15 protein-coding genes are annotated in these 19394 nt (G+C 62.9%); 7 read left to right on the forward strand and 8 right to left on the reverse strand.

Translation table 11 applies throughout. From position 1 onward, the window contains the following. Nucleotides 1-33 precede the first annotated feature (33 nt). The 7 genes from PHAMO_RS09240 to PHAMO_RS09270 all read right to left on the reverse strand — a co-directional run bounded on the left by PHAMO_RS09240 (nucleotide 34) and on the right by PHAMO_RS09270 (nucleotide 10206). Nucleotides 34-642 (reverse strand): histidine phosphatase family protein, encoded by a 609-nt coding sequence (locus tag PHAMO_RS09240; RefSeq protein WP_002728687.1) that lies wholly within the window; start codon nucleotides 640-642, stop codon nucleotides 34-36. Next, nucleotides 639-3035 (reverse strand): phenylalanine--tRNA ligase subunit beta, encoded by a 2397-nt coding sequence (gene pheT / locus PHAMO_RS09245; RefSeq protein ID WP_002728688.1) that lies wholly within the window; start codon nucleotides 3033-3035, stop codon nucleotides 639-641. The genes PHAMO_RS09240 and pheT overlap by 4 nt, the downstream gene beginning before the upstream one ends. Next, on the reverse strand, nucleotides 3032-4108 hold the full coding sequence (gene pheS, locus PHAMO_RS09250) for a phenylalanine--tRNA ligase subunit alpha (protein WP_002728690.1): 1077 nt from the start codon (nucleotides 4106-4108) through the stop codon (nucleotides 3032-3034). The genes pheT and pheS overlap by 4 nt, the downstream gene beginning before the upstream one ends. 93 nt (nucleotides 4109-4201) lie before the next feature. After that, nucleotides 4202-4558 (reverse strand): 50S ribosomal protein L20, encoded by a 357-nt coding sequence (gene rplT, locus PHAMO_RS09255; RefSeq protein WP_002728693.1) that lies wholly within the window; start codon nucleotides 4556-4558, stop codon nucleotides 4202-4204. Between the two features lie 3 nt (nucleotides 4559-4561). Further along, nucleotides 4562-4765, reverse strand: a complete 204-nt coding sequence (gene rpmI, locus PHAMO_RS09260; protein ID WP_002728697.1) for a 50S ribosomal protein L35 — start codon at nucleotides 4763-4765, stop codon at nucleotides 4562-4564. Nucleotides 4766-4897: 132 nt separating this feature from the next. Next, the gene (locus PHAMO_RS09265; protein WP_002728699.1) at nucleotides 4898-6358 is read right to left on the reverse strand and encodes a hypothetical protein; all 1461 of its coding nucleotides are present in this window, start codon (nucleotides 6356-6358) and stop codon (nucleotides 4898-4900) included. A gap of 386 nt (nucleotides 6359-6744) precedes the next feature. Further along, nucleotides 6745-10206, reverse strand: coding sequence for a pyruvate carboxylase (locus PHAMO_RS09270; protein ID WP_002728701.1), 3462 nt, complete (start codon nucleotides 10204-10206; stop codon nucleotides 6745-6747). A 149-nt stretch (nucleotides 10207-10355) separates the two neighbouring features. Here PHAMO_RS09270 and PHAMO_RS09275 point away from each other — a divergent pair, with 149 nt between their 5' ends. Continuing rightward, nucleotides 10356-11114 (forward strand): FCD domain-containing protein, encoded by a 759-nt coding sequence (locus PHAMO_RS09275; protein ID WP_002728703.1) that lies wholly within the window; start codon nucleotides 10356-10358, stop codon nucleotides 11112-11114. A 31-nt stretch (nucleotides 11115-11145) separates the two neighbouring features. Here the strand turns inward: PHAMO_RS09275 and PHAMO_RS09280 are convergent, their stop codons facing one another. After that, a complete protein-coding gene (locus PHAMO_RS09280; protein ID WP_002728705.1) occupies nucleotides 11146-11859 on the reverse strand; it encodes a DUF484 family protein in 714 nt (237 codons plus the stop codon). Nucleotides 11860-11958: 99 nt separating this feature from the next. Here PHAMO_RS09280 and PHAMO_RS09285 point away from each other — a divergent pair, with 99 nt between their 5' ends. The 6 genes from PHAMO_RS09285 (at nucleotide 11959) to atpC (ending at nucleotide 19311) form a co-directional block, all read left to right on the forward strand. Beyond that, a complete protein-coding gene (locus PHAMO_RS09285) occupies nucleotides 11959-14163 on the forward strand; it encodes a primosomal protein N' (protein ID WP_002728707.1) in 2205 nt (734 codons plus the stop codon). A 168-nt stretch (nucleotides 14164-14331) separates the two neighbouring features. Beyond that, nucleotides 14332-14886, forward strand: a complete 555-nt coding sequence (locus PHAMO_RS09290) for a F0F1 ATP synthase subunit delta (RefSeq protein ID WP_002728708.1) — start codon at nucleotides 14332-14334, stop codon at nucleotides 14884-14886. Beyond that, complete coding sequence (gene atpA / locus PHAMO_RS09295) at nucleotides 14886-16415, forward strand: F0F1 ATP synthase subunit alpha (RefSeq protein WP_002728709.1); 1530 nt, start codon at nucleotides 14886-14888, stop codon at nucleotides 16413-16415. Before PHAMO_RS09290 ends, atpA begins: the two co-directional genes overlap by 1 nt. 147 nt (nucleotides 16416-16562) lie before the next feature. Continuing rightward, nucleotides 16563-17447 carry a F0F1 ATP synthase subunit gamma gene (locus PHAMO_RS09300; RefSeq protein ID WP_002728711.1) on the forward strand — a complete coding sequence of 295 codons (885 nt, stop codon included), beginning with the start codon at nucleotides 16563-16565 and terminating at the stop codon, nucleotides 17445-17447. A gap of 20 nt (nucleotides 17448-17467) precedes the next feature. Next, a complete protein-coding gene (atpD, locus tag PHAMO_RS09305) occupies nucleotides 17468-18892 on the forward strand; it encodes a F0F1 ATP synthase subunit beta (protein ID WP_002728712.1) in 1425 nt (474 codons plus the stop codon). A gap of 17 nt (nucleotides 18893-18909) precedes the next feature. Beyond that, on the forward strand, nucleotides 18910-19311 hold the full coding sequence (atpC, locus tag PHAMO_RS09310; protein ID WP_002728713.1) for an ATP synthase F1 subunit epsilon: 402 nt from the start codon (nucleotides 18910-18912) through the stop codon (nucleotides 19309-19311). The last annotated feature ends 83 nt before the right edge of the window (nucleotides 19312-19394 follow it).

The following is a 19394-nucleotide window of genomic DNA, read 5'->3' on the forward strand; positions in this document are numbered from 1 at the left end:
CGTTCCATAGCAACCGGGTGGCCGGTCTTATCCTTACCCGCAGGAAATCCGCTCGACGGTTCCGTTGCTTAAGCGGAACAAGGCGTTTTGAGGGGATTCGGCCTGCATCGCCTCATCCGGGTCCTGGCCGAGATAAAGCCCGCGCAGAACACGACCAGCGATACCGTGACTGATCGCCACCACTTTGTCATCGGGACCAAAAGATGCCAACCAATCGGCAAGGCGAGCCGAAAGAGCGGCATGGGTTTCGCCGCCCGGTGCCTTGAAGGCCCAGTGATCGAGACCACGGCCTCGGGTTAGATCGGGATCGCTGGCGGTCAATTCCGCCTTGGTCCGGCCGGAAAACGTTCCAGTATCGATCTCGGCCAAGCGAGGATCGAAGGAGATCGTGCGGAAATCGAGTCCGGCGATCTCGCTGATGATGCCGGTCGTCCGCACGCACCGCCCAAGCGGGCTGGATGTCACCCGCCAGCCGGTACCGTCGCCGATCAGACGGGCAACGGTGCGACCGGCGCGGCGGGCCTGTTCGACCCCGTTCGGGGTCAGGGGCGAATCGCGATGCCCCTGAACCCGACCCTCACGGTTAGAGAGGGTCTCGCCGTGACGGATCAGCAGGATGGTCGGCCCCGCCGCGTGACTCATCCGCGCAACTCTCCGCCAGTGGCCTTGATAACGGCCTGGACGATACGGGACGAAACCGCCTCGATCTCATCGTCGGTCAAGGTCCGCTCGGTTGGCTGCAAGGTGACGCTGATCGCCAGCGACTTCTTGCCCTCAGGAAGGTGCGTGCCCTCATACAAATCGAACACAACAACGTCGCTGACCAGAGCCTTATCGGCATTGCGGGCGGCACGAACCACCTGTTCAGCCGCAACTTTGCTGTCGAGGATGAAAGCAAAGTCACGGTCGAGCGGCTGGAACGCCGAAGCCTTCAGCAAAGGCCGCGCCCGGCTGGGCTTGGTCTTGGCTGGCGGCAACGCTTCGAGGAACAGTTCGAAACCAGCCAATGGGCCTTTGATATCAAGCTTGGCCAGCACCGCCGGATGCAACTCGCCGAAAAATCCGACCGGCTTGTTGCCAAGGCGCAACGTTCCCGCGCGACCGGGGTGGTACCAGGACGGTGCTTCGGCCACGGTCTGGAAGCCGTCGGGGCTGAGACCAGTCGCGGCAATCGCCGCCAGCAGATCGGCCTTGGCGTCGAAAGCATCGACCGGACGCGACGCGCCGGTCCAGTGACGGGCCGCACTCTTACCGAACCGCAGACCGGCGGCGACCAGACGCTGCTGCCCCGGCTCCGGCCCATCGAATTGCGGCCCGATCTCGAACAGGCCGAAATCGCGAATGCCGCGATCGACATTGCGACCAACAGCCGCGACCAAATTGGGCAACACCGAAGGACGCATCGCGTCGAGATCGGCAGAAATCGGATTGGCCAGTTGCAGCGCATCGGCACCGCCACCGAACAAGGCGGCCTGGGCCTGGGGCAGGAACGACCACGTGACCGTCTCGACCAGTCCGCGCGAGGCCAGTTGACGCCGCACCCAGCCAACCCGGCGCTGCGAGGCCGTCAGGATCGGTTTCGGCATCGGATTGCGCGGCAACGACACCGCCGGAATGGCATCAAAGCCGATGATACGGACGATTTCCTCGACCAGATCCTGCTCACCGCCGATATCAGCCCGCCAGGACGGCGGATTAACCAGCAACCCCTCGCCATGCTCGGCGACGGCGCAGCCCAGCGTATGCAGGATCGCCTCCTGCTGCCCGACCGGAACCTCGACACCCCCCAAGGCAGCGACGCGGCCGGGGCGCAGCACAATCGATTTCTGCCAGTCGGGCTCGGTCCCGGCGATCACCGGCTCGGACACCTCGCCACCGCACAGGTCGAGGATCATCCGGGTGGCTAATTCCATCGCCGGCACGACGAAGGCGGGATCGACGCCGCGTTCAAAGCGGAAGCGGGCGTCGGAAAGAATCTCCAGCCGACGGCCGGTGGTGGCGGTGCGAGCCGGATCGAACCACGCCGTCTCCAGGAAGACAGAGGTGGTGGTCTCGGAACATCCTGAGGATTCGCCGCCGATCACTCCGGCCAGTCCCAGCGGGCCGGTCTCGTCGGCGATCACCGTCATCGACTCGTCCAGAGCGTAGCTCTTGCCGTTCAGCGCCGCCAGGGTTTCCCCCGGCTGGGCCAGACGAGCCGTGATATCGCCCTTGACCCGGTCGGCGTCGAAGACATGCAGCGGCCGATTGAGGTCATACGTGAAGAGATTGGTGATATCGACCAGAGCCGAAATCGGCCGCAAACCGATCGAGGCAAGACGATCCTTCAGCCATTGAGGGCTTTCGCCGTTCTTTACACCGCGAATGAAGCGGCCTGCGAACAGCGGGCAAGCTCCGGCGGCCTCCGGGGGGAAGTCGAGAGTGACCTCAATCGGGCTGGCAAACGTTCCCGGCACCGGCTCGACCGACAGCGGCACCAGCCGCCCCAGACCGGCAGCGGCAAGATCGCGGGCGATGCCGCGAACGCCCAGGCAATCAGCCCGGTTGGGAGTAACGGAGATATCGATCACCGGATCGAAGGAAACCACGTCGAGCAGCGCCGCGCCGACCTCGGTTGCCACATCCAGCTCGGCAATCCCGTCATGGTCCTCGCCCAGGGCAAGTTCGCGCCACGAGCACATCATCCCCTGGCTTTCAACGCCGCGAACATTCCCCTTCTTCAGCGCTTCGCCCGTGACCGGAATCACGACACCGGGACGGGCCAGGATGACCTTCAGTCCGGCGCGGGCGTTGGGGGCACCGCAAACCACCTGGATCGTCGTCTCGCCGGTGGCAACAGTACAGACCTGAAGCCGGTCGGCATTGGGATGGCGCTCGGCCGACAGGATGTGGCCGACGATAAAGCCGGACAGGCGGCGGGCGGGATCTTCGACGTCTTCGACCTCAAGGCCGATCGAAGTCAGCGCCGAAACGATCTCGTCCAGGGTCGCGTCGGTGTCGAGATGAGACTTCAGCCAGGACAGCGAGAATTTCATCGGGTAAGCCCCCCCGAAAGCGTGGGAACGTCGAGCGGCACGAAGCCGTAATGGCGCAACCAGCGCAGGTCGGAATCAAAGAAAGTACGCAGATCGGGAATGCCGTATTTCAGCATCGCCAGCCGCTCGACGCCCATGCCGAAGGCAAAACCCTGATACTCGTCTGGATCGATCCCGCAATTGCGCAGCACGTTTGGATGAACCATCCCGCTGCCCAAGACTTCCAACCAGCCCGCACCGGGGCCGATCCGCAGCTCACCACCCTCGCGCGAGCAACCGATATCGACCTCGGCCGACGGCTCGGTGAAGGGGAAGAAGCTGGGGCGGAAACGAACCGGAACGTCGTCAACCTCGAAGAAGGCGCGGACGAATTCGATCAGGCAGCCCTTCAGATGCCCCATATGGGTCGTCTTATCGATCACCAGCCCCTCGACCTGATGGAACATCGGGGTATGGGTCATATCGGAATCGCATCGATAGGTGCGGCCGGGAACGATGACGCGGATCGGGGGCTTCTCGCTCAACATGGTGCGGATCTGCACCGGCGAAGTATGGGTGCGCAACAGATGGCGTCCGCCATCGGCGCGCTCGCCAAAATAAAAGGTGTCGTGCATCTGCCGGGCGGGATGCTCCGGCGGGATGTTGAGCGCGGTGAAATTGTGGAAATCGTCCTCGATGTCCGGACCTTCGGCGATCGCAAAGCCCATCTGGGCGAAGATCTGGGTGATTTCCTCGATCGTCTGGCTGATCGGGTGAACGCGGCCCTGGGTCTCGGGGCGCGGCGGCAGGGTGACGTCGATCCGTTCCCGCGCCAGCCGTTCGTCCAGCGCCTTGGCCTCAAGGGCGGCGCGGGCGGAGTCCAGGGCGACGGCAACCTCGTCGCGGGCGACATTGAGCACCGCGCCGGCAGTCTTACGCTCGTCGGGACTCATTGCGCCCAACGACTTCATCAGCCCGGAAATGCTGCCTTTCTTGCCCAGCGCCGCGACGCGGGCGGCTTCAAGCTGCTCCAGGCTCGTTGCCGCCGCGATGGCGGCAAGCGCCTCGGCGCGCAGTCGATCCAGATCGTGCATCGGTCCGTTTCCTCTGCTTAAGACGCGAAGAGGGGCCGCACCCCACCGGGCGGGCCCCTCTCCAAACCATCGCTCCCCTTTAAGGGGGGAACCCTACCGGAGGGCGGCCTGAGCCTTTTCCACCAGCGAGCGGAACGCCTCGGGCTCACGGATGGCGATGTCCGACAACACCTTGCGGTCAAGGGCGATGCCAGCCTTCTTCAGCCCATCCATGAAGCGGGAATAGGGCAGACCATAGGCGCGCGAACCGGCGTTGATACGCTGGATCCACAAAGCGCGGAAATTGCGCTTCTTGGCGCGACGGTCGCGGTAGGCGTAACGCAGCGCCTTCTCGACCTTTTCAATCGCAACGCGGAAGCAGGTGCTGGCGCGGCCACGATAGCCCTTGGCGAGCTTCAGAATCTTGCGGTGACGGGCGTGGGTCGTCACGCCTCTCTTGACGTGCGCCATGGGTTAGACTCCGTTCGGCAGGTAGAACTTCTTAACATTGTCCCCGTCCGTCTTGAACAGGACGAAGGTGCCGCGCGCCTGGCGCTTCATCTTCTGGGACTTGGCGGAAAGGCAGTGCCGCTTGAAGGCGACGTTGCCCTTTACCTTGCCACTGCCGGTGATGCGGAACCGCTTCTTGGCCGCACTCTTGGTCTTCATCTTGGGCATTTTCGCTTTCCTTGATCTAAAGCGTTTATAGATAAGCGCACGGCAAGGCAGCCCTAACGGCCTTGTCCGCGCGGAGAAGGGGACGCTTATACCGCCGCCCCCGGTCGATTGCAAGCATCGCCGCCGGAGCGATCAGAGCTGATCGGACACAGGACTCTGCCGCCCGGATCGCCACGCCTCGACGGTGAAGCCAAACACCATCAGAACGAGCGGAACGCAGGGAAGCGCATGCCGCATCTCCATATGGATCAGGGCGTAACTCCCAATGAAAACGGCAACCACACACCAGAGATACAGGGCGGCGATGGTCTTTGTGTCGCCCTGGCGGAATCTCTTGAAAAACAACAGGGGCGGGCCGACGACGGCAACGATCAGGCAGCAGAACGACATCACACTCAACAGGCCGATCACCAGAAGCGGCACCACGAATTCAAACGAACCATGCCGCACGGCAATCCACATTTCACGTGTGCCCGGAATGATCCGCTGGCCGATTTCCGAATGCAATCGGGCCAGTTCGTTGAAATTGGACACCGGATTAAAGACCTGATCGGCAAAATGTCCGAACTGAATATTGCTGAAGACCGTCGCAAGAAAAGCCAGCGGATGGGCTTTTACGGTGCCGAGAAAATGCGACAAGGTAAGGTGGCCAAAATCGATCGGGTCCAGATGGAGCTGGTTCTCGACAGCGGCGGCAAGGCCGAAAACCCCATTCATTCCCTTACCGATATCAATGGTCCGGGCAACCTGGCAGATCAGATCGTCGCAGGTGAATGGATTGCCCAACCCTCGGTCCAGCATGTTGATGCTGGGCCAAAGCCAGTTGATCCCCCCGGTTATGCTGAAAAAGGCATGCCCAGTTCGGACGTGATTCCAATATGTGACGCCAAAGAAAAGAACGGCGACAGGAATCAGAAACAGCATCGCATTGAACAGGGTTCGCCCCCACCCAAGACGGCGGCAATACCCGGCCAGGACAAGTCCCGACAGGGGCAGAAACGTATGCATGAGTCCGACATCACGCAGGGTGATGGAGGCGACCCATGCCAGCCCGAGAAGGAACGAAAGACCAGGGTGCGGCTGCATATAGCCCAGGATCTGAGCAGAAATAGTTAAAAAAACAACGATAAACACAGAACCGTAAAAACTATCCGTCAGAATTGCTAAATCAATCAGCAAAAAACCTGACAATGCCGCCATGATTATAAGACTGATAAGAATTCTTTTATTTTCAATGAATCTGACAGAGAACCATGAAATGAACATTAGAACCAACAAACTGACGACAGTCTGGGTTGTTATGAGTACCCATTGAAAATTCGATGCAGAGAGAAGCTTGGCGCCCGCGATCAGAAGCGGGTACCCATAGGGACGAAAGAGCTTCTCCGGGCTATACTCTCCGACCCACTCGACCTGCCGCCAAAGCGTCGGATCGTCTAAAATCATCTGGGCAATATTGATATAAGAGTTTGAATCGGGCAGGATCGCCGGCCCGATCGTAATCAATAGATAAATCTTAATAAAGAATAAAAACAAAAAGAGATAAAACATATAATGTTTATGAAACAAGCCCCCATAAGATCTTGAAATCAATTCTATATTCCTTGAATATTTTTCTTGTAGAGAATGACCGATCTATCGAACGCCGATCGGAAAACTCTTAAACAATAAAAATTGCCGACAGCAACTTCGGGTCACGGCAATTCACGCCGAGACACTCTCATGCCCCGACGCCATTGGCAACCTTACGGAGGCGTGCCCCCGTGAGGGATTGCGGGGCGGTCAGATTCATATGGAGATGGGGAAGAGGCGATCTGAATCGAGTCTCCCCCCCGGCTAAAGCCTCCCGGAAACGCCGGGGGGGAGAGCCGGGGCTTTTCCGGCCCCGGTCGGGGCGGGCCCGAAAGCCCGCTCTTGTCCCTGTCATGTCCTGGGCGGGGGCCGCACCTCTCCGGGCGCGTGCCCCCCGCGCCCCTCCCTTACTCCAACACGACCAACAGATCCTTGGCCTCGACCTGGGTACCGGGGGTGATCGCCACCTGGGCGACAGTCCCAGCGCGATCGGCCCGCACCGCCGTTTCCATTTTCATCGCCTCGATCGCAACCAGCAGATCGCCCTTTTCCACCGCTTGACCGGGACGGACGGCAACGCTGACCACCAAACCCGGCATCGGCGCGCCGACATGGGCAGAGTTGCCCGGCTCGGCCTTGGGACGGGCGACGCGGACGTGAGCAACCTTGCTGTCGTCGATACGGACGATGCGCGGCTGGCCGTTCAGTTCGAAGAATACCTTGCGCTCGCCATCCTCATCGGCCTCGCCGATGGCGAGGAAGCGGACGATCAGGCTTTTACCCCGCTCCAGATCGATCGCGATCTCCTGCCCCGGAGTCATGCCGTAGAAGAAGACATCGGTCGGCAACGCCGAGACATCGCCGAAGCTGCGCTCGTGCACGGCGTAATCGGTGAACACTTTCGGATACATCAGATATGACGCCAGTTCGGCGTCGCTGATCGACCGCCCGGCCTTGGCTTCGGCCGCGACACGCTCGGCGGCAAGATCGGCGGGCGGCAGCACCGCGCCGGGACGGACCCGGATCGGCTCGATTCCCCCCAACACTTTTTTCTGCAACGCCTCGGGAAAGCCGCCGACCGGCTGGCCCAGATCGCCCCGGAAGAACGACACCACCGACTCGGGGAAAGCGATTTCCTTGTCCGGGTCGAGCACATCGGCCGGGGTCAGATTGCTGGTGACCATCATCAGCGCCATGTCGCCGACCACCTTGCTGGTGGGGGTGACCTTAACCACGTCGCCGAACATCAGATTGACGTCGGCATAGGCCTGAGCAACCCAATCCCAATGCTGTTCGACCCCCAACGACCGGGCCTGGGCGCGCAGGTTGGTATACTGACCGCCCGGCATCTCGTGGCGATAGACATCGGCGGTGCCCGAACGAATATCGGCCTCGAACGGCGAATACAGCGCCCGCACCCCTTCCCAATAGCGCGACAGATCGTTCAGCGCGCCATGATCCAAGCCGGGATCGCGAGGGTGATGCGCCAGAGCGGCACAGATCGACCCCAACGGCGGCTGAGAGGTCAGGCCGCTCATTGCGTCCATCGCCGCATCGACGGCATCGACGCCGGCATCGACCGCAGCCAGCACGCTCGCCGCCGACAGGCCCGACGTGTCGTGGGTATGGAAATGGATCGGCAGACCGACTTCCTGCTTTAGCGCCGTGACCAGCCGGGCAATTGCCTTGGGCCGGGCCAGACCGGCCATGTCCTTGATCCCCAGGATATGGCTTCCGGCCGCTTCCAGCTCCCGAGCCATCGCGACATAGTATTTAAGGTCATATTTCGACCGCGCCGGATCGTCGATATCGCCGGTATAGCAGATGGTGCCTTCGCACACCGCACCGGTCTCGCGCACCGCGTCGATGGCGACCCGCATGTTATCGACCCAGTTCAGCGAGTCGAACACCCGGAAGATATCGACACCATTCGATGCCGCCTGCTGGACGAACTGGCGCACCACATTATCGGGATAATTGGTGTAGCCGACGGCGTTGGCGGAGCGCAGCAACATCTGAAGCAGCAGGTTGGGCATCTCGCGCCGGAACAGACGCAGCCGTTCCCACGGATCTTCCTTGAGGAAACGCATCGCGACGTCAAAGGTCGCTCCTCCCCAGCACTCGACCGAGAACAGGCCGGGCAAACGACGGGCATAGGCCGGAGCCGCCGCGGCCAGATCGTAAGTCCGCATCCGGGTCGCGATCAGCGATTGGTGGGCGTCGCGGAACGTGGTGTCGGTGATCAGCACCCGCTGCTGCTCGCGCATCCATGCCGCCAGCCCCTCGGCACCCAGACGGTCGAGCAATTGCTTCGACCCCTCCGGCGGCGCGATCGGCGGATAGGAGGGCGCGACGGGCATCGCGATCACCTTCGGCCGCCCCAAACCGGCAACCTCGGGATTGCCATTGACCATCACCTCGCCGACAAAGCGGAGCAGACGGCTGGCACGGTCGCGCCGTTCCTGGCGGGCGAACAGTTCGGGGGTCTCGTCGATGAAGCGGGTGGTGTACTCGCAGGCGACGAAGCTGGGATGGCTGATGACCGATTCCAGGAACGTCAGGTTGGTGGCGACGCCGCGAATACGGAACTCACGCAGGGCGCGGTCCATCCGGGCAATCGCCTCGTCCGGAGTCGGAGCCCAGGCCGTGACCTTCTCCAGCAACGAATCATAGTGGCGGGTAATCAGGGCGCCGGAGAACGCGGTTCCGCCGTCCAACCGGATACCGAACCCGGCCGCGCCACGATATGCGGTGATCCGGCCGTAATCGGGAATGAACGCATTGGAGGGATCTTCGGTGGTGATACGGCACTGGATGGCGTGACCGTTCAACCGCACTTCATCCTGGTGCGGCAGTTCGGCGCAGGGATCACCGATCACCGCCCCGGCGGCGACACGAATCTGAGCCTTGACGATATCGACCCCGGTAACGACTTCCGTAACGGTGTGTTCGACCTGAACCCGAGGATTGACCTCAATGAAGTAGAAGGCACCGCTATCGACATCCATCAGGAACTCGACGGTCCCGGCGTTGCTATACCCAGCCGCCCGCGCCAGCGTCAGCGCCGAGCCGCACAAGGCGGCGCGCTGCGTCTCGTCGAGATAGGGGGCGGGAGCACGCTCGACCACCTTCTGATTCCGACGCTGGACCGAACAATCGCGCTCGAACAGATGGATCAGGTTGCCCGCGGCATCGCCCAGAATCTGGACCTCGACATGGCGGGCGCGGCGGACCAGCTTTTCAAGATAAACCTCGTCATTGCCGAACGCGGCCTTGGCCTCGCGCCGAGCCACCGCGACCAGTTCGGGCAGTTCGTCCGGTCCTTCGACCACCCGCATCCCGCGCCCGCCGCCGCCCCAACTGGCTTTCAGCATCAACGGATAACCGATCGCGGCGGCCTGCCGACGGCATTCCTCGGTATCGGCGGGCAGCGGCCCCGTCGCGGGCATCACCGACACACCAGCGGAAATGGCAAGGTTGCGGGCGGCAACCTTATTGCCCAACAGACGCATCACCTCGGAAGACGGGCCGACGAACACCAGCCCGGCATCACGCACCGCATCGGCGAATTCGGGATTTTCCGCCAGGAAGCCATAACCGGGATGAACGGCGTCACAGCCGGACTCGAGCGCCACTCGCACGATCTCGTCGATGGCGAGATAGGCTTCGATCGGCCCCTTGCCCTTACCGATCAGATAGGACTCGTCGGCTTTGAACCGATGCAGCGCGAAGCGATCCTCGGTCGAATAGATAGCAACGGTGGACATCCCCAGCTCGGTTGCGGCCCGGCAGATACGGATCGCGATCTCGCCGCGATTGGCGACGAGCAGCTTGCGGAGCGGAAGGCGGCAGGGGATGGCGACGGTCATGGGTCATCCTTTTGAACGAAAGTGACAAGACGGATAAAACTCTTTACCGAACTTGTAAACAGGGTTCTTGCACTTGCCTAACGAACGTCTTTTGGCGTACCTAGACCATTCGGCCAATTTCGGCAGGACATGGCACATCAAAGGCTGGCATGACAGAGCGGATCAGACCTCCAAAACTGGCGGACAGCATCGCCCACCATCTTGAACGGTTGATCCTTGAGGGAAGTCTGCGTCCGGGAGAGAGATTGTTGCCGGAACGCGAACTGGCCACACGCTTCGATGTCTCCCGCCCCTCTCTACGCGAAGCGCTGGACAAGCTGGAAGCACGCGGTCTGCTGGTTTCCGAACGTGGCGGTGCCACCCGAGTCGCGCCCTTGCTGGGCGAGACCTTTACCGGGCCGATCCGCGATCTGCTCAACACCCGACCCGAGACAGTTCTGGATTACCTCGAATTCCGCCGTCTGGTCGAAGGGGCCGCCACCGGGCTGGCGGCGTTACGGGCCACCGAGATCGATCATGCCTGCCTGAAGCGATGGTTCGAAGCGATGGAAACGGCCAATGCCGCCGCCAATCACGCCGCCGAAGCCGAAGCCGGGGCCGAGTTCCACCTCGCCATCTATGAGGCGTCGCACAATCTGGTGATGTTGCATGTGATGCGGGCGCTGTCGGACCTGCTCTGTCACGACGTGTTCTACAGCCGGGCGATGCTGTACCGACGTCAGGCCGTGCGCGACTTGCTACTCGACCAGCATCGCGCCATCCTCGAAGCGGTCCTGGCCGGGGACGAAGCCGCCGCACGCACCGCCGCCGAGACCCATATCGATTTCACCCGTGACGCACTCCGCCAGATCGCCGAAGCTGACGCCCGGCTCGACGCCTCGCTGTCACGAATCGGCCGCGCCGTCTAACCGACGAAAAAGAAAGACGAAAGCGGCAGGATCACACCGTCAGGCGTAGCACGCAGACTTCCAGCACGCGGGCGAGGAAGGTGACCAATTCGGTTGCCTGACCGGCATGGAAGGTGTGACTGTGGCGCGAGCCCAAAGCCATCATTCCGTCTGGACAGGCTCCGCCGGGAGAGATGCGAACCACCGCCGAGGATTGGACCAGCCCGGCCCCGTCGCCGAACAGAGCGGGATCGCCCGGCATGTCTTCCGTCAAGGCACAGTCCCGATCGCTGCCCCCCATCATCCGCACGACCGTACCGGGGGCCAACGTCAGCAAGCCGGGCGCGGTCAGGGCGAGAATCGGGGCCGAAGGCGGCTCGAAACAGAGAGTGGCGACATCAACGTCAAGAAGGGCGGGCAGATCGTCGCTGACCGCCTCGGCCAGACCGGCCATATCGTCGGCGGCAATAATCGCCAGAACCGCACGATGGGTACGGGTCTGGATCGACATGTTGCTGCGGCTGGTGTGGATCAGGTGTTCGGCGGCACCGCGTACGCGGTCAAGCTCATCGTGCAGACGGTCGATCATGAACATCTGCATATCGAGGACACCGTTCTCCCTGGGCCAGCGCGACGGCGGCGACAAAGCCAGCAGAAGATCGGGGTGACGGATCAGATAGTCGGGATGAGCTCTCAGGAACGCATCGACCTGCCGCTCGTCAGGCAGCGCCACATCGGCGATCGCATCGTCGCGCTTGCGCGCCATTCCGAAAACCCCTTCTCGACCTATGGGAACGATAAAGGCACAGACATTGACGGCTCCAACATCTGTCGTCCAGAGCCTTGATCGGATAGACTCTACTCCATGCCTGCCGCCTCCGCCACCCCCCCCCGCCCCGAATTTTCGCCCGGCAGTCGTATTGCGGTGCTGCTACCACTTCCGCTGGCCGGTCCTTACGATTATCGCGTTGGCCACGAGTCGGTCGCGGTGGGCGATTTTGTTCGGGTTCCGTTGGGCAATCGCGAGGCGGTCGGGGTAGCGTGGGGACCGGGTGACGGCGACATCCCTGAAACCCGGCTGCGCGCGATCACCGGACGGATGGAGGCCGCTCCACCAATGCCGGACGCACTCCGCGCCCTGGTCGATTGGGTTGCCGCCTATACCCTGGCCCCCCCTGGTGCGGTCTTGAAAATGGCAATGAGCGTTCCGGCGGCACTGGAGCCGGTGCGCGGCCCCCTGCTCTGCCATCTGGTCGAACCACAGCCCGACCTGCGATCCAGCACCGCCCGCACCCAGGTTCTCGCCTGCGCGGCGCGTCTGCCGCCGCTCACCGTCACCGATCTCGCCCGCGAAGCCGGCGTCGGCCCCGGAGTGGTGCGCGGACTGATCAAGGCCGGAGCGTTGAGGATCGAAGAGTCCGGCCTGCCGCCCGCGATCGCCGAGCCCGATGCAGCTTGGCCGGGACCGCGACTGTCGCCGGATCAGGCCAGAGCGGCAACGGCACTGGCCGATTCCCTCGATCGAGGGTTTTCGGTCACCCTGCTCGACGGCGTAACCGGATCGGGAAAAACCGAGGTCTATTTCGAGGCCGTGGCGGCGACTCTGGCCGCTGGCCGACAAGTTCTGGTGCTGCTGCCCGAAATCGCGCTGTCCACACAATGGCTGCACCGCTTCGCCAGCCGATTCGGCTGCCCCCCCTCCGAATGGCACTCCGAACTGGGCGACACCCGCCGCCGCGACACATGGCGAGCGGTGGCGACAGGACGGGCCAAGGTGGTTGTAGGAGCTCGCTCGGCCCTGTTCCTGCCCTTTTCCGATCTGGGCCTGATCATCGTCGATGAAGAGCATGACGGCGCATTCAAGCAGGAAGATGGCGTCAGCTACCACGCACGCGACATGGCGGTGGTGCGGGCACGACTGGGCGCGATTCCGGTGGTCTTGGCCTCGGCTACCCCGGCATTGGAGACAGTCGCCAATGTCCAGGCCGGACGGTATCGCAAGCTGGTTCTGCCTGATCGTCACGCCGGAGCGGCATTGCCGACGATTGCCTCGGTCGATTTACGTCGCAACCCACCGCCGCGCGGCCGCTGGCTTGGCCCCGATCTGGTCGCGGCGCTGACCGAGACCGCCGCCGCGGGCGAACAGGCGATGCTTTATCTGAACCGACGCGGCTATGCGCCCCTGACGCTATGCCGGGTGTGCGGCTTCCGGTTGCGCTGCCCCAACTGCACTGCCTGGCTGGTCGAGCATCGCGGAGCCGGGCGACTCATCTGCCACCATTGCGGCTATGCGGTTCGGCGGCCGGAATCCTGCCCGGAATGCGGCTCCGAGGAGGGGTTCACCGCCTGTGGCCCCGGAGTCGAGCGGGTTGCCGAAGAGGCCGCCCTGTTGTTCCCCGATCTGCGTCAGGCGGTGATGACCTCGGACACCTGCGGCGGTCCGGCCGCCGCCGCCGCTCTCGTCGGGGCGATGGCCGAAGGTCGCCTCGATCTTCTGGTCGGTACCCAAATCGTCGCCAAAGGCTATCACTTTCCCCGTCTGACCCTGGTCGGCGTCATCGATGCCGATCTGGGGCTGGAAGGCGGTGATCTGCGCGCCGCCGAACGCACCTTTCAACTTTTATCCCAGGTGGCGGGGCGTGCCGGACGCGCCGAACGGCCGGGCCGGGTGCTGCTTCAGACCTGGCAGCCCGAACATCCGGTGATGCGGGCGTTGGTTGCAGGCGACCGCGACGGGTTCATGGAGCGTGAAGCCGAGATGCGCCGCGCCGCGTTGATGCCTCCGTTCGGGCGGTTGGCTGCCCTGATCCTGTCTGGTCCCGAGCCCGATCCACTCGATGATTTCGCACGGCGGCTGGGCCGCGCCGCCCCACCCGCGGCGGGGATCGACGTATTGGGACCAGCCCCGGCACCGCTGGCGCTCCTGCGCGGTCGGCACCGCCGCCGCTTCCTCATCAAAGCCGAACGCGGCGTGCCACTTCAGGCCTGGCTGCGCGACTGGCTGGGACGGGTAGCGCCGACAGGGGGGATCAGGGTACAAGTAGACGTCGATCCAACCGGGTTCCAATAACACCGCCTCCCCCGAACGGGCAGGTTCGGGGCTTGCAAGGCATCACTCGATGTGTTAGTTAACCGGCGCGCTTAAAGGGGCCTTAACCCTGTCGGCGACGGAATGTTTTTGCTTGATCAGCATGTTGCGGCCGCCGCTTCGAACCTCGATCCCTAAGGACTTGCCCAGGTGCCATCCGAAACTATTGGCGTGATCGCCGACCGCTATGCCGGCGCCCTGTTCGAGCTGGCAGAGGCTCAAAACGGCCTTGACGACGTCGCCGGTGATCTCCGGACGTTGAAGGCCATGCTGCACAACAGTGCCGACCTCCGCCGCTTGGTGGGAAGTCCGGTGTTGAGCCGGGCCGAACAAGGCCGGGCGATTGTCGCCCTGGCCAAGGCCGCAGGCTTCACCGACCTTACCACCCGCTTCCTGGGACTGGCGGCCAAAAGCCGTCGATTGTTCCTGATGGATGCGGCGATCAATTCCTATCTCGGCCGGCTGGCCGCGCGTCGCGGAGAACGGACGGCCGAAGTGGTCTCTGCCGTTCCGCTGTCGCAAGACCAGCAAGACGCCTTGTCCACCGCTCTCCGCACGGCCTTCGGCGGCTCCGTCGCCGTCGAAGTAAAGGTCGATCCCGGCCTGCTCGGCGGTCTGGTGGTCAAGGTCGGCTCCCAAATGGTTGACAGCTCGCTCAAGACGAAGCTGCAGCATCTCAAGCTCGCTATGAAAGGGGTTGGATAATGGAAATCCGCGCCGCGGAAATCTCCGCAATCCTCAAGCAACAGATCGCCAGCTTCGGAACCGAGGCGGAAGTTGCCGAGGTCGGTCAGGTCCTGTCGGTCGGAGACGGTATCGCCCGCGTGCATGGCCTTGATAAGGTCCAGGCCGGCGAGATGGTCGAATTCCCCGGCGGCATCAAGGGGATGGCGCTGAATCTCGAAGTCGATAATGTCGGCATCGTGATTTTCGGCAACGACCGCTCGATCAAGGAAGGCGATGTCGTCAAGCGCACCGGCGCGATCGTCGATGTGCCGGTGGGCAAGGGTCTGCTCGGCCGCGTCGTTGATGCGCTCGGCAATCCGATCGACGGCAAGGGTCCGATCGAAGCCGCTGGCCGCGCCCGAGTCGACGTCAAGGCTCCCGGCATTATTCCGCGTAAGTCGGTGCATGAGCCGATGTCGACCGGCATCAAGGCGATCGATACCCTGATCCCGATCGGGCGTGGACAGCGCGAACTGGTGATCGGCGACCGTCAGACCGGCAAGACCGCGATCCTGATCGACACCATCATCAATCAGAAGCGCTGGCACAGCGGCACCGACGAATCGGCCAAGCTGTTCTGCATCTACGTCGCCGTCGGCCAGAAGCGTTCGACCGTCGCCCAGATCGTCAAGACGCTGACCGATTACGGCGCGATGGAATACACCATCGTCGTTGCCGCCACCGCGTCCGAACCCGCTCCGCTTCAGTTCCTGGCTCCCTATGCCGGCTGTGCGATGGGCGAGTATTTCCGCGACAACGGCATGCATGCCCTGATCATTTACGACGATCTGTCGAAGCAGGCGGTTGCCTATCGTCAGATGTCGCTGCTGCTCCGTCGTCCGCCGGGACGTGAAGCCTATCCGGGCGACGTGTTCTATCTCCATTCGCGTCTGCTTGAGCGCGCCGCCAAGATGGGCGACGCCGCCGGTAACGGCTCGCTGACCGCTCTGCCGGTGATCGAGACCCAGGCCAACGACGTGTCCGCCTATATCCCGACCAACGTGATTTCGATCACCGACGGTCAGATCTTCCTCGAAACCGAACTGTTCTATAAGGGCATTCGTCCGGCCGTGAACGTCGGCCTGTCGGTGTCCCGTGTCGGTTCGGCCGCGCAGATCAAGGCGATGAAGCAGGTTGCCGGCTCGATTAAGCTGGAACTGGCGCAGTATCGCGAAATGGCGGCCTTTGCTCAGTTCGCGTCGGATCTCGATCCGGCGACCCAGAAGCTGCTCAATCGCGGCGCCCGTCTGACCGAGCTGTTGAAGCAGCCCCAGTTCTCGCCGCTTTCGACCGAAGAAGAAGTCGTGTCGATCTATGCCGGTGTGAAGGGCTATCTCGACAAGATCGACGTCCGTCAGGTTGGCCGCTTCGAAGCCGGTCTGCTGGCCGAAATCAAGGCGAAGTCGCCGGAGATTTTGACCTCGATCGCCGCCGACAAGCAGATTAAGGCCGAGACCGAAGAGAAGCTGAAGGCGGCCATCGTCGCTTTCGCCAAAACCTTCGCCTGATCGCCGCGACGTTCCGCTCCCGAATCGGTCAACCGATCGGGAGCGGGACGTCGCTTCGTCACCCAAGGGTCGCGAGGGCGATCCTCCGAGAGCAGGCAAGCGCCCGCCGCCCCGGAGAAATCGTCACGCAAGGGAGTGTAGGAGTTCATGCCGAGCCTCAAGGACCTAAGGCTGAGGATCACCAGCGTCAAATCGACGCGCAAGATCACCTCGGCCATGAAAATGGTCGCGGCCTCCAAGCTTCGCCGGGCCCAGACCGCGGCGGAAGCGGCCCGGCCCTTCGCCGAACGCATGGAGCGGATGCTGGGCACCCTGGCGGGCGCAATGGCCGGTCAGGCTGGTGCGCCGGCGATGCTGACTGGTACCGGATCGGATCAGGTTCACCTGATCGTCCCGGTGACCGCTGACCGCGGCCTGTGCGGCGGTTTCAATTCGAGCATCACCCGGGCGACCCGGTTGTTGGCCGCCGACCTGCTGAAGCAGGGCAAAAAGGTCATCATCCTGCCGGTCGGTCGCAAGGGCCGCGAGGCGTTGCGCCGCGATTACGGTCATCTGATGATCGAGGGGTTCGACAATCTTGGTCGTAAGGGGATCACCTTCCCCGAAGCCGATCAGGTTGCCACCCGCGTGACCCAGATGTTCGCCAACGGCGAGTTCGATGTCTGTACCGTCGTTTACAACCGTTTTATATCGGCGATCTCGCAGAACGTCACCCGCCAGCAATTGATCCCGTTCCCGGTTCCGGCCGAGACCGATCCGGTCGATGCGTCCGCGCGGGCCGTCTATGAGTTCGAACCGGGCGAAGCCGAGATCCTGGCCGAGATCCTTCCGCGCAATCTGGCCACCCAGTTGTTCCGTTCCCTGCTGGAAAGCCAGGCGTCGGAGCAGGGCGCACGGATGACCGCGATGGATAATGCCACTCGGAACGCGGGCGACATGATCAACGCCTTGGCGATCAAGTACAACCGGTCGCGCCAGGCCCAGATCACCAAGGAACTGATCGAAATCATCTCCGGCGCCGAAGCGCTGTGACGGAAGACGAGGAGCACACCATGGCAATCAACAATGTCGGCACGATCACCCAGGTCCTGGGCGCGGTCGTGGACGTGCGCTTCGAAGGCCCGCTGCCGGCCATTCTGAACGCGCTCGAGCTGGAACATCAGGGCCGGAAGCTGGTGCTGGAAGTCGCCCAGCATCTGGGCGAGTCCACCGTGCGCACCATCGCCATGGACTCGACCGACGGTCTGACCCGTGGCGCTAAGGCGGTCGATACCGGAACCGCGATCCGCGTTCCCGTTGGCCCCGAGACCCTGGGCCGCATCATGAACGTCATCGGCGAGCCGATCGACGAGCGTGGCCCGATCAACGCCAAGGCGAGCGCGCCGATCCACGCCAACGCGCCGGAATTCATCGAGCAGTCGACCGAGACTGAAATTCTCGTCACCGGCATTAAGGTCATCGATTTGCTGGCTCCCTACGCCAAGGGCGGCAAGGTCGGCCTGTTCGGCGGCGCGGGCGTCGGCAAGACGGTTTTGATCATGGAATTGATCAACAACATCGCCAAGGCGCACGGTGGTTACTCGGTGTTCGCCGGTGTCGGCGAGCGTACCCGTGAGGGTAACGACCTCTATCACGAGATGATCGAGTCGAACGTCATTAAGCTGGACGGCCCCGGTTCGAAGGTGGCTCTGGTGTACGGCCAGATGAACGAGCCGCCGGGTGCCCGCGCCCGCGTTGCCCTGTCCGGTCTGACCGTGGCGGAATATTTCCGCGACGTCGAGGCTCAGGACGTGCTGTTCTTCGTCGATAACATCTTCCGCTTCACCCAGGCCGGTTCCGAAGTGTCGGCTCTGCTGGGCCGCATCCCGTCGGCGGTGGGCTATCAGCCCACTCTCGCCACCGACATGGGCGCGTTGCAGGAGCGGATCACCTCGACCAAGAAGGGATCGATCACCTCGGTCCAGGCCATTTACGTCCCGGCTGACGATCTCACCGATCCGGCTCCGGCCACGTCGTTCGCCCACTTGGACGCCACCACCGTGCTGTCGCGTCAGATCGCCGAACTGGGTATTTACCCGGCGGTCGATCCGCTCGACTCGACCTCGCGCGTGCTCGACCCCCGCGTCGTCGGCAAGGAGCATTACGAGACCGCCCGCGAAGTGCAGCGCATCCTTCAGACCTACAAGTCGCTTCAGGACATCATTGCCATCCTTGGCATGGATGAACTGTCGGAAGAGGATAAGCTGATCGTCGCCCGCGCCCGTAAGATCCAGCGCTTCCTGTCGCAGCCCTTCCACGTCGCCGAAGTCTTCACCGGCTCGCCGGGTAAGCTGGTGTCGCTGGAAGAGACCATCAAGGGCTTCAAGGCGATCATCGCTGGCGAGTACGATCACCTGCCGGAATCCGCCTTCTACATGGTCGGCGGTATCGACGAGGCGATCGAGAAGGCCAAGAAGATGGCCGCCGAAGCCGCCTGACGTAAAGGAACATCGGCATGGCCGAGAAGATCCAGTTCGAATTGGTGTCGCCGGCAAAGCTCTTGTTGTCAGAGCCGGTGGAAATGGTGGTGGTTCCGGGTGAGGACGGCGATTTCGGCGCCCTTCCCCTGCACGCTCCGTTGATTTCCACCGTGCGGCCCGGTGTCATCGACATCCATAACAACGGCAAGGTCACCAACCGGATCTTCATCGCTGGCGGCTTCGCCGAAGTCACCGGCGAGCGGGTCACCGTTCTGGCGGAAGAAGCATTTCCGCTGGAGGAACTGACCAGCGAGATGGCGGCTGAACGTCGAGCCGCCGCCGACCTCGCCGTCTCCGATGCGCAGACCGACCTGGATCGCAGCCGGGCTGCCCGTCAGGTGGCGATTGCCGAAGCGATGGTCATCGCTTTGCGCTGATTGTCCGCCAGCATCGACTGATATGGCGCGGGGCCGCTCTCCTGGGAGAGCGGCCCCGTTGCTTTTCGGCACCCCTCCCCCGG

The organism is Magnetospirillum molischianum DSM 120 (assembly GCF_000294655.1).
Taxonomy (GTDB): domain Bacteria; phylum Pseudomonadota; class Alphaproteobacteria; order Rhodospirillales; family Magnetospirillaceae; genus Phaeospirillum; species Phaeospirillum molischianum.